The sequence below is a fragment of the Nocardia sp. NPDC001965 genome (genome assembly GCF_053594175.1).
Map to the genome: position 1 here is coordinate 1 of NZ_JBSFDZ010000073.1, position 11,279 is coordinate 11,279.

The 11,279-nt window shown below is 67.8% G+C and carries 10 protein-coding genes; 6 read left to right on the forward strand and 4 right to left on the reverse strand.

Annotation, left to right across the window (positions count from 1 at the left end):
- Positions 1–573 precede the first annotated feature (573 nt).
- Entirely contained in the window at positions 574–1,305 is a 732-nt protein-coding gene (locus ACWCPQ_RS34645) for a response regulator transcription factor (protein WP_449907290.1), read from the forward strand.
- 74 nt (positions 1,306–1,379) lie between these two features.
- Positions 1,380–2,837 (forward strand): sensor histidine kinase, encoded by a 1,458-nt coding sequence (locus ACWCPQ_RS34650; protein WP_449907306.1) that lies wholly within the window; start codon positions 1,380–1,382, stop codon positions 2,835–2,837.
- Between the two features lie 36 nt (positions 2,838–2,873).
- Here ACWCPQ_RS34650 and ACWCPQ_RS34655 read toward each other — a convergent pair whose 3' ends face one another.
- The gene (locus ACWCPQ_RS34655; protein ID WP_449907292.1) at positions 2,874–3,299 is read right to left on the reverse strand and encodes an HIT family protein; all 426 of its coding nucleotides are present in this window, start codon (positions 3,297–3,299) and stop codon (positions 2,874–2,876) included.
- A gap of 99 nt (positions 3,300–3,398) precedes the next feature.
- Positions 3,399–3,776, reverse strand: coding sequence for a PH domain-containing protein (locus ACWCPQ_RS34660; protein WP_051164278.1), 378 nt, complete (start codon positions 3,774–3,776; stop codon positions 3,399–3,401).
- A gap of 186 nt (positions 3,777–3,962) precedes the next feature.
- Here ACWCPQ_RS34660 and purD point away from each other — a divergent pair, with 186 nt between their 5' ends.
- On the forward strand, positions 3,963–5,234 hold the full coding sequence (gene purD, locus ACWCPQ_RS34665; protein WP_449907295.1) for a phosphoribosylamine--glycine ligase: 1,272 nt from the start codon (positions 3,963–3,965) through the stop codon (positions 5,232–5,234).
- Positions 5,235–5,297: 63 nt separating this feature from the next.
- On the opposite strand, the gene ACWCPQ_RS34670 is transcribed toward purD, so the two are convergent.
- Together ACWCPQ_RS34670 and ACWCPQ_RS34675 are read right to left on the reverse strand one after the other, a co-directional pair.
- Positions 5,298–5,861, reverse strand: coding sequence for a transglycosylase SLT domain-containing protein (locus tag ACWCPQ_RS34670; RefSeq protein ID WP_449907297.1), 564 nt, complete (start codon positions 5,859–5,861; stop codon positions 5,298–5,300).
- Positions 5,862–6,271: 410 nt separating this feature from the next.
- Positions 6,272–7,171 carry a M23 family metallopeptidase gene (locus ACWCPQ_RS34675; RefSeq protein ID WP_449907309.1) on the reverse strand — a complete coding sequence of 300 codons (900 nt, stop codon included), beginning with the start codon at positions 7,169–7,171 and terminating at the stop codon, positions 6,272–6,274.
- A gap of 468 nt (positions 7,172–7,639) precedes the next feature.
- Here ACWCPQ_RS34675 and ACWCPQ_RS34680 point away from each other — a divergent pair, with 468 nt between their 5' ends.
- The 3 genes from ACWCPQ_RS34680 to purB all read left to right on the forward strand — a co-directional run bounded on the left by ACWCPQ_RS34680 (position 7,640) and on the right by purB (position 11,010).
- The gene (locus tag ACWCPQ_RS34680) at positions 7,640–8,800 is read left to right on the forward strand and encodes a pyridoxal phosphate-dependent aminotransferase (RefSeq protein WP_449907300.1); all 1,161 of its coding nucleotides are present in this window, start codon (positions 7,640–7,642) and stop codon (positions 8,798–8,800) included.
- A gap of 137 nt (positions 8,801–8,937) precedes the next feature.
- Positions 8,938–9,576: a TetR/AcrR family transcriptional regulator gene (locus tag ACWCPQ_RS34685; protein ID WP_039821924.1), complete on the forward strand. Its 639-nt coding sequence runs from the start codon at positions 8,938–8,940 to the stop codon at positions 9,574–9,576.
- A 6-nt stretch (positions 9,577–9,582) separates the two neighbouring features.
- Positions 9,583–11,010 (forward strand): adenylosuccinate lyase, encoded by a 1,428-nt coding sequence (gene purB, locus ACWCPQ_RS34690; protein ID WP_449907303.1) that lies wholly within the window; start codon positions 9,583–9,585, stop codon positions 11,008–11,010.
- The last annotated feature ends 269 nt before the right edge of the window (positions 11,011–11,279 follow it).

The following is an 11,279-nucleotide window of genomic DNA, read 5'->3' on the forward strand; positions in this document are numbered from 1 at the left end:
GTTCAGGCCTCGAGACTCGCGCCTGCGGCGCATCGCTTCGAGGCCTGAACGGCGAGACGGGCCTCAACCCTTTGAGGTGTCTCGTAAAACTCGACGCATGCGGGTTGCGGTGGCATCGACGGCCCGGTCTGCATGCGGACCCGCTGTGTGTGCAGGTCGGCATGCGGACCTTTGGTTCTGCTACCGGACTGTCGGCCCGCGGATCTGCGAGCTTCAGCTGCTCCGGATGGGCCGGCATGGAGAACCCGCGTCTATTGTTTACTCCCGACCGTCTGCATGTGGACCTGTGAGCATCAGCTACTCCGGATGAGTCGGCATGCGGACCCGCGTCCATTGCTTACTACCGATCGTCGGAATGCGTTATCCACACCATTTATCACCCCCCGGATGGTCGACATGTGTGGGTGGGGCCCGCCCCGGTTCTGGAGCGACAGAGCGAAGGAGCGCAGCGACTGAGCGGCGGAGTGAAGAACCGGGGTTAATAGGGCCCCGCCCGCCCCGCCGAAGGCGGGGCAATCCAACACAGCTTGTTCACAGCGAGTGCGCAGGGTGATGCCAGCGGGGTGGGTCAGTATGGGTGGTATGAGTGGTGCGCAGGGCGGAGCACCGGAGGCCCGGGTGCTGGTCGTCGACGACGAGGCGATGATCGTCGAGTTGCTGACCGTGAGTTTGCGGTTCCAGGGGTTCGAGGTGGCGTCGGCGGCCGATGGGGCGCAGGCGTTGGATGTGGCGCGCGGGTTCCGGCCCGACGCGTTGATCGTCGATGTGATGATGCCGGGGATGGACGGGTTCGGGCTGCTGCGGCGGCTGCGGGCCGACGGTATCGATGCGCCCGTGTTGTTCCTGACCGCCCGCGACGATATCCAGGACAAGGTGACCGGTTTGACGTTGGGCGCCGACGACTATGTCACCAAGCCGTTCAGTTTGGAGGAGGTCGTGGCCCGGTTGCGGGTGATTTTGCGCCGGGCCGGGGCGAGTGCGCCGGCGCGTGAGCGGTCGCGGATCCGTTTCGCCGATATCGAGCTGGACGACGATACCCACGAGGTGTTCAAGGCCGGGGAACCGGTGGCGCTGTCGCCCACCGAGTTCACGCTGTTGCGGTATTTCATGGTGAATGCGGGGACCGTGCTGAGCAAACCGCGGATTCTCGATCATGTCTGGCGTTACGACTTCGGCGGGGAGGTCGGGGTGGTGGAAACCTATGTGTCGTATCTGCGTAAGAAGGTCGATACCGGTCCGCGGCGATTGATCCACACCTTGCGCGGGGTCGGCTACGTGATGCGCGAGTCCGCCGGTCGGTCGTGAGCACCGCGGAGCTGTCCGTCGGGCCGGGTTCGGCTGTGGTCGGGCACAGAGGGGTGGCCGGTCGGCTCGCGGCCGTGCCGCTCCGGGTGACGCTGGTCCTCGCGTTGGTCGCGCTGGCAGCGGCGGGATTGCTGGTGTCGGGAGTGGCAGTGACCTCGGCCTTGCGCGCGGCGTTGATCGACCGGGTGGATCAACAGCTGCAGGAGCAGGCACAGACCTGGGCGCGCCCCGGTAGCCGGCCACCGTTGCCGTTGCCGGGCGAGCCCGGGCGGGAGCGACCGCCGGTGCCGTATTACGCGCGGGTGGAGGATGATTCCGGCAAGCTGTATCTCCAATCCGATATCGGCAACGGGGCTCCGGAGCTGCCACAGGATATGCGGCCGGGGAGTTTCACCACCGGGTCGGTCGGTGGCGATTCGGGGCAGTGGCGGGTTCGCTACACGGAGAATTCCCGGGGCACCAGCGTGGTGGCGCAGCGCCTGGACGATACCGAGGCGATCGTCGAGCGGCTCGTGATCCTGCAGCTGGTGATCGGGGCATTGGTGCTGGCGGTGCTGGCGGTGGCCGCGTACTTCGTGATCAGGCGCAGTCTGCGCCCGCTTGTCGAGGTGGAGGAGACCGCCGCCGATATCGCGGCCGGGGATCTGCATCGCCGGGTGCCGGTGCGCGGAACCAACACCGAGGTCGACCGTTTGGCGCAGTCGTTGAATTCGATGCTTGCGCAGATCCAGCAGGGTTTTGCCGCGACCGAGGCCTCGGAGGAGGCGGCGCGGCGGTCGGAGGAGAAGATGCGCCGTTTCGTCGCCGACGCCAGCCACGAGTTGCGGACGCCGCTGACCACGATCAAGGGTTTCGCCGAGTTGTACCGGCAGGGCGCCACCGGTGACACGGATATGCTGCTCGACCGGATCGAGCGCGAGTCGAAACGGATGGGGCTGCTGGTCGAGGATCTGCTGATGCTGGCCCGGTTGGATGCCGAGCGCCCGGTGGAACACGACCCGGTCGATCTGCTCAGCTTGACCAGCGATGCCGTCCACAGTGCGCGCGCGGTCGCGACGGCCCAGGGACGCCGGGATCCGGAGCGGACGATCCGTTTCGAGGTCCGGCCCGGTTCGGGTACCGCGGAGGTACCGGGCGATGCGGCCCGTATCCGGCAGGTGCTGGCGAATCTGTTGAACAACGCGCTCGTGCACACACCGTTCGATGCCACGGTGACCGTCCAGCTGACTCCCGAGCGCGACGATGTGCGGCTCGACGTGTCCGATACCGGTCCGGGGATGGCGCCGGATCAGGCGTCGCGGGTTTTCGAACGGTTCTATCGCGCCGACGATTCGCGCAGCCGCGGCAGCGGCGGTACCGGGTTGGGGTTGTCGATCGTGGCCGCGTTGGTGGCCGCGCACGGCGGCACCGTGGAAGTGCACAGTGACCCCGGGGTGGGCACGACCTTCACGGTGCGGCTACCGCGTGACCGGCCGGAACCGCCCGGTACGGCATGTGACGGAGTGAGCGAGGGCGTCGGCCGGGACACGTAGCGGCGAGTCCGGTCGTCCGGGCCGGGCGGATGCCGATCAGGCGGGAACGTTCGCGCCGTAGCCGAGGTCGCGCAATGCCTGTTTGATCCGCGCCTGCGCGTCGTCGAGGGATTCCGGTGCCGGGTTCGGATCGGCCCCGGATATATCGAAATTCCCCATGGTGAACGCGGGGAACACGTGGACGTGCAGATGTGGGACCTCGAGCCCCGCGATGAGCAGTCCGGCGCGCGGGGCGTCCCAGGCCGCGCGCACGGCCTGCCCGACCTTCTGCGCCACCCCGTTGAGGCGCGCGAAGACTTCGGGGTCGAGGTCCTGCCATTGGTCGATCTCCTTGCGGGGCACCACGAGGGTGTGCCCCGGGGTCACCGGTGCGATGGTGAGGAACCCGACGAATTCGTCGTCCTCCCACACGAACCGGCCCGGCAGGTCACCCGCGATGATCGCACTGAAAACAGAAGCCATGAGGCGAGACTAGTGCTTATCGCGTCGCCTCCGGCGCCGCACCTGACGATCCCGCGCCATGCGTTCAGCGGAGGCCGTAGCGAAGGCGGCGGTAACGCATCACGCTCCGACGAAGTGGGAAAGGATGCCCTGGACCTCGTAGATATCGACCTGGCGGTTGAACTTCTTCTGGAGGGGTGTGTCGGTGCCGGCGATCCACAGCACCAGTTCGGCGTCCAGATCGAAGGTGCCCGCTGTTTCCACCGCGAAATGGGTGATCGAGCGGTAGGGGATGCTGTGGTAGCTCACCTTCCGGCCGGACAGGCCCTGCTTGTCGATGAGGATGAGCCGCCGGTTGGTGAACAGCATGGCGTCGCGGACCAGGATATAGGCGGAGTAGACCTGTTCGCCGTTGCCGAGCAACCGCTGGTATTCCTGTTGGGCCCGGGCCGGCTCCACCTGTCCGGCGTTCCCCATGATTCCGTCCATCAGCCCCATCGCGTGTCCTCCCGTGTACGCGCGCCCGGGTCGCTGGGGCCCGGCGCGCGGGTTACCCACCCGTTCAGGGTGTTTCCACCATCATCCACAGTCGGCGGGCGGCGCGGTGAACTCGCAGGTACCGGGCCGGACCGAGGGTCGAACCTGCCCCGACGGCGGCCGGTACCGCACCTATAAGCTGTCCGGGTGCGAGTACTCGTCATCGGTTCCGGAGCCCGTGAACACGCCCTCGTCCTTGCGCTGCGCCGTGATCCGGCCGTGAGCGCGATCGTCGCCGCGCCCGGTAACGCCGGTATCGCCCAGCACGCGCAGGTGCAGCCCGTGGACCCGAGTTCCGGAGAGTCGGTGGCCGCGCTGGCCCGGGAGGTGGCCGCGGATCTGGTGGTGATCGGTCCGGAGGTGCCGCTGGTGCTGGGGGTCGCCGATGCGGTGCGCGCGGCGGGGATCGCGTGTTTCGGTCCGTCGGCCGGTGCGGCCCGGATCGAGGGGTCGAAGGCGTTCGCCAAGGATGTGATGGCGGCGGCGGGGGTGCGTACCGCGCACAGCGAGATCGTGGACACTCCGGCCGAATTGGATGCGGCACTGGATCGTTTCGGCCCGACCTGGGTCGTGAAGGACGACGGACTGGCCGCCGGTAAAGGCGTGGTGGTGACCGCGGATCGTTCGGCGGCCCGCGGGCATGCCGCGGACCTGCTCGAGCAGGGCCATCCGGTGCTGCTGGAATCGTTCCTGGACGGGCCGGAGGTTTCGCTGTTCTGCCTGGTCGACGGGGAGACGGTGGTGCCGCTGCTGCCCGCGCAGGATCACAAGCGGGTCGGTGACGGCGATACCGGGCCCAATACCGGCGGTATGGGTGCCTATACACCGCTGCCGTGGTTGCCGGAGGGCGCGGTGGCCCGGATCGTCGACGATGTGGTCGCGCCGGTCGCCGCCGAGTTGGTCCGGCGTGGTGACTCTTTCAGCGGTCTGCTGTATGCCGGGCTGGCTATGGGGGAGGCCGGCCCCGCGGTGGTGGAGTTCAACTGCCGCTTCGGTGATCCGGAGACGCAGGCGGTGTTGTCGCTGCTGGAGAGCCCGATCGGGGAACTGCTGTACGCCACCGCGACCGGGACGCTGGCCGATGTGCCCGCGCCGCGCTGGCGGGACGGCGCCGCGGTGACCGTCGTGCTGGCCGCGGAATACTATCCGGCCCGCCCGCGCTCCGGTGATGTCATCACCGGCGCCGCGGACGCGGCGGCCGATGACGTGGCCACCGTGCTGCACGCCGGAACGGCACTGCGGGCGGACGGCGCGCTGGTATCCGCCGGTGGCCGGGTGCTCAGTATCGTCGGCACCGGCGCCGATCTGGTCGCGGCCCGGGAGGCCGCCTACGACCGCTTGTCCGGGATCAAACTGACCGGCGGGCACTACCGTTCGGATATCGGTCTCGCCGCTGTCGAGGGCCGGATCAGCATCTGAGAACCACGGCGGGCGGCGCATTCACCCGCACCGCCCGCCGTGGAGTTCATTCGGCTCCCCGGATCAGTAGGCCCCGAACACGTTGTCGATGGAGCCGTAGCGGTGCGCCGCGTAGTTGCAGGCAGCCGCGATATTGGCGACCGGGTCGTAGATATCCCACGAGGTGCCGTCCACATGGTAGGCGGTGAAGGTGGGATCGATGACCTGCATGAGTCCCTTGGACGGGATACCCGCCGCGGCGTTGGAGTCCCAGAGGTTGATCGCACGCGGGTTACCGCCGGATTCGCGCAGGGCGTTGCGGTGGATACCGTCGTAGCTGGCCGGGATACCGCGCTGTCCGAGTACGTGCAGTGCATTGCGGATCCAGCCGTCCAGGTCGTTGGAGAAAACCGGGGGCGCCAGCAGTTCCGGGAGCGGCTGCGGTAGCGGCTGCACGAACTGCTGGAGCTGGTCCTGCTGCGGTTGCGGCAGTTGCTGCTGCCATTGGAAGGCCTGCTGCTGGACCTGCCGCGCGGGATCCTGCAACTCCACCGGTACGCCCGAGATGGGGGCGTCCGCGTGTGCCTGGGCCGGGATGACGACGGCGGCGGCAACGGCGACGAGGGGCAACAGTTTTCGTAGATGCATCGGGAAGCTCCGACAGCGCGGAGGTATCACGCCGCCGCGTATATCGCTCGTCGGCGCGGTTTTTGCGCTGCTTCTTTTGTGATTCGTGTTGTGAAAGAGGAGATTCAGTTGTCCGCGCTCGGTGGCGCAGTGCGCCGCACGAGTGTCGGCGCCGGGGGAAGGCCACCGCATCGGAATATCCGGATCGAAGTGATAACCGTGCGGCAAACAAACTTGCGGTTTGTTGTCTGGCGAATCACAGAATGATTGCGGAAGGTTAACAAAAAGTGAACGTAAACATAACAGGAGGTTCTATTCTGCTGAGAGAAATCGATTTACCTGGCGTTACAGCGGTGTAAGTCACATTCTCGCGGGCCGGTCGGCCGTGTCTTCGGTGGATTCTGTGGATTTGCCCCGACACGGATATGGGCTCAGTTGTACGAGAGTCCGTGCAGGGCCAGCCAGCGCTGCGGATCGACGTGCTGTCCGTTCAGGATGATCTCGAAATGAAGATGCGGACCGGTGGAATCGCCCCGGTTGCCCATTCGGGCGATCTGCATTCCGGCCGGTACGCGCTCGCCGACCGATACAAAAAAGTCGTACATATGGCCGTAGACCGATATCGCGCCGTCGTCGTGCCGGATCCGCACCCACAGACCGAAACCGGAGGCGGGACCGGCGTCGATCACGGTGCCGCTCGCGACGGCGTAGATCGGGGTGCCGATCGGGCCCGCGATATCGATCCCCTGATGGAGGGTGCCCCATCGGCTACCGAAACCGGAGGTGAAGGTGCCCGGCGCGGGGAGGACATAGCCACCGGCGCCGGGCGGTACGGCGCCCGGCGGGATGATGCCGCCCTCCATGCCGCCCGGGGCGGGCGCGCTGTTGATCCACGGCTGTTCCTGCCCGGCGACCGCGGCGGCGGCCTCCGCTTTCGCGCGATCCAGGGTGGCCCGGGCCGCCGCGGCGACGACCGCCTGCTCCCGCAGGTGTTCACCGTTGTCGATCGCGTCGAGGTAGCGGCGGACCGATGGGATCGGCGTGGACAGCTGCAATGGATGGGCGAGCGGCACGCGATAGGCGATACCGGGTGCCGGGTGCCGGTCGGTCATGAGTATGCCCGCGGAACCGTCGCCGGCGGACAATGTCACCGTGACCAGCAGGACGGCGATGAGTACCCGGTGCCGCCGCGCCGCGGCGGTGATCTCCTCGATGGTCGGGCGACGCGCGATGAATCCGGCGAGATCGGCCCGGGTGGGACGGCGGAGCCGGGTCGCGGCGGCCGAGCGCCGGATCCACCGGTAGGCCGAACGCAGGCGGTGCCCGGGCATGCGGGGAGCGACGGCGGCGCGCTCCCGCCAGCCGGGCGCGATGACCAGACCACCGCCGGCAGCTGCCGCGCGGTCCAGGGATATCCGCCGCTCGGTGGGCTCGCCAGGAGGCTCGACGGACGAACTGTCACCGAGATCCGCGGTTTCGACAGCGGAAGATCCCGGGCGGTGGTCGGCGGAATCCCGTCGCGGGCGCCGGCCGGAGTGAGCAGTACCGCCGTGGCCGGGCTCGGGGGTCGACGGCGGGGATTGCTCCGAGCCCGGATTCGGGCGCCCGCGCCGGACCGTCACCGACAACGGATGCACCGCCCGATTCCAGCGTCGGCGGAGGAACCCGGTACCGCGTCCGGACGCGGTGGACCCGGGGTCCTCTTTCGGCGGGCCGTCGGCCCGCCGGCCGGCCTTGTCGAGCATCAGAGCAGACCATAGCTGTCGAAGCGCCCGAAGCGGTGTTCTACCGTCGGTCGGGTGTCCACTGAATCTCGGCGCTCGACCATTCCACCTTTCTACGTGATGGATGTATGGAAAGCCGCCGCCGAACGCGCCAGAACACACGGCGACGTACTGAGCCTCGCGGCCGGGCAACCCTCGACGCCCGCGCCCGCCCCGGTGCTGCGCGCCGCCAAGGAGGCCATCGATGCCGAATTGCTCGGTTACACGGAAACTTTCGGTATTCTGCCGCTGCGCCGGGCCATCGCCGGACACCACCACCGGACCTACGGTTATCCGGTGGATCCCGACGACGTCGTGGTGACCACCGGATCGTCCGGCGCCTTCACTCTGATCTTCCTGGCGGCCTTCGATCCCGGTGACACCGTGGTGGTCGCGCGGCCGGGCTATCCGGCCTATCGCAACACGCTGGCCGCGCTCGGCTGCCGGGTCGTCGAACTGGACTGCCGCGCCGAGACCAGATTCCAGCCGACGGTCGCGATGCTCGAAGATCTACCGCGACCGCCGAAAGGGCTGATCGTGGCCAGTCCCGCGAATCCCACCGGCACCATGATCGACCCGGACGAACTCGCCGCGCTGGCGCGCTGGTGCGATGCGCACAGCACGCTGCTGATCTCCGACGAGATCTACCACGGCATCACCTACGGCGGTGAACGCACCGCGTCTGCTTGGGAGACCTCACGGTCGGGCGTGGTGATCGGGTCGGTGTCGAAATACTTCTCGATGACCGGCTGGCGGTTGGGCTGGATGCTCGCCCCGGCCGGATTGCGTCCGGCGCTGCAGCGGCTGGCGTCGAATATGACCGTCTGCCCACCGGCGATCTCGCAGTACGGGGCGGTGCACGCGTTCGGGGACGAAGCGCGGACCGAACTCGAGGCACATGTGCAGCGGTACGCCGTCAACCGCACCATCCTGCTCGAGGGACTGACCGGGCTCGGCATCACCGACCTCGCGCCCGCCGACGGTGCCTTCTACGCGTATGCCGATATCGGCCACCTCACCGGCGATTCCATGGCCTGGTGTGCGGAGGTTCTCGCGAACACCGGGGTCGCCGTCGTACCTGGGCTGGACTTCGATACGGTCGACGGGCATCGCACCGTCCGGCTCTCGTTCGCGGGAACGACAGCCGAAATCGAGGCCGCGCTCGGACGTCTCGGAGACCACCTGCGCCGGAGGTGAGACGAACACGGTGCACGGCAATAACTTTGCACAGTACGACAACATGATCGCGCGGATGCGGTAGAAACATCGATGGTTGTTTCCCCCTTTCCCTGATTTCGTACGGATGTACTGATGAAGACTGGCACGATGGCACGGTGATAACCGCGACGACTCCGAAAGGTGAACGGCGTCGCCAGGCGCTGGTGGCTGCCGCGGCCGAGCTGCTGCTCGAAGGCGGTTTCGACGCGGTGCGGCATCGCTCGGTCGCGACCCGTGCCGAACTGCCGCTGGCCTCCACGACCTATTACTTCGAATCCCTCGAGGATCTGATCGCGCGGGCGGTCGAGTTCAGCGGTAATGCCGAACTCGAGGCCATGCGGCGGCGGATCGGTGAGGTGACCCACCGCCGTCGCGGTGCGGAGGCGACCGTCGACCTGGTGCTCGACCTGCTGATCGGCCCGGAAGGCGTGGACGAGGGGGCCCGCGGGCGGTTGATCGCCCGTTACGAACGCACCGTCGCCTCGGCCCGGCATCCCGAACTACGGGAAGTCCAGCTCCGACTACGCGGGCAGCTGGACGAGCTGCTCTCCGATGTCCTGCGCCGATCCGACCGGATCGTGCGACCCGAACAATTACGCAGGCTGGTCGCGGTGGTGGACGGCGCCGTGGTCGCCGCCCTCTCCGAATCCGATCCGCAGCCCCGGCGGCTGGCCCGCGGGGCCCTGCTGGAGGTCATCGATATCGTCGCTCCGGCGACGCACCAGCCGATCGACCGCTACCGGTCATTAGACTGACCGGACGTGACCTCAGACCTGATCCCCAACGTCCTCGCCACCCGCTACGCCAGTCCACAGCTGGTGCATCTGTGGTCTCCCGAGCAGAAGATCGTGCTCGAACGGCGGCTGTGGCTCGAGGTGCTGCGCGCCCAGGCCGAACTCGGTATCGAGGTGCCGGCCGGTGTGGTCGACGATTATCAACGGGTCGTCGATCAGGTCAACCTGGCCTCCATCGCCGAACGCGAACGCGTCACCCGCCACGATGTGAAGGCCCGTATCGAGGAGTTCAACGCGCTCGCCGGGCACGAGCACGTGCACAAGGGTATGACCAGCCGCGACCTCACCGAGAACGTGGAGCAGTTGCAGATCCGCCTGTCCCTGGAGTACATCCATGCCCACGGTGTGGCGGTGGCGGCCCGGCTGGCCGAGCGGGCCGCCGAATACCAGGCGCTGGTGATGGCCGGTCGTTCGCACAATGTCGCCGCTCAGGCCACCACCCTGGGCAAACGTTTCGCCTCGGCCGCCGACGAGATGCTCATCGGCCTGACCCGGTTGCGCGAACTCATCGACCGTTACCCGCTGCGCGGGATCAAGGGCCCGATGGGTACCGCCCAGGACATGCTGGACCTGCTCGGCGGCGACGCCGCGAAACTCACCGCGCTCGAACAGCAGGTATCGCGGCATCTGGGATTCACCAGCGTGCTGACCAGCGTGGGTCAGGTCTATCCGCGGTCCCTGGACCACGATGTGCTGTCCGCGCTGGTCCAGATCGGCGCCGCCCAGTCCTCGCTGGCGCACACCATCCGGCTGATGGCCGGCCACGAACTGGTGACCGAGGGTTTCCAGCCCGGCCAGGTCGGCAGCTCGGCCATGCCGCACAAGATGAACACGCGTTCCTGTGAACGGGTGAACGGCCTCCAGGTCGTGTTGCGCGGCTACGGGTCGATGGCTGCCGAACTCGCGGGCGCGCAGTGGAACGAAGGCGACGTCTTCTGCTCGGTGGTGCGCCGGGTCGCGCTGCCGGATGCCTTCTTCGCGATCGACGGCATGATGGAGACCTTCCTGACCGTGCTCGCCGAGTTCGGCGCCTACCCGGCGGTGATCGCCCGCGAACTGGACCGCTATCTGCCCTTCCTGGCCACCACCCGCATCCTCATGGCGGCGGTACGTGCCGGGGTCGGCCGTGAGGCCGCACACGAGGTCATCAAGGAGCATGCGGTCGCGGTCGCCCTGGCGATGCGCGAGCAGGGTCGCGAACCGGATCTGCTGGACCGTTTGGCCGCCGACGACCGGATGCCCCTGGACCGGGCGGCACTGGACGCCGCGCTGGCGGAGAAGTCGGCGTTCATCGGCGCGGCCGACGCCCAGGTGGCGGATATCGTGGCCCAGGTGGGCAAACTGGTCGCCGCCTACCCCGAAGCAGCGCGGTACACACCCTCCCCGATCCTCTGACGTGCTGGTCGTCTCCCGAGCAAGGAGCGCGACCGAGATACGCCCGCCCGCCCAGGCGCCGGCGGGCACCCACAGAAGCGAAGACGTGGTCCCGTCCCGCCCCTCCCAAGCGAGTCGCCCCCCGACCCGCAACCTCGACTACCGACGCAACCCCCGAGTCGAGTTTTACGAGACACCTCAAAGGGTTGAGGCCCGTCTCGCCGTTCAGGCCTCGAAGCGCATGCGCCGAAGGCGCGAGTCTCGAGGCCTGAGATAGTAATAGCACACGA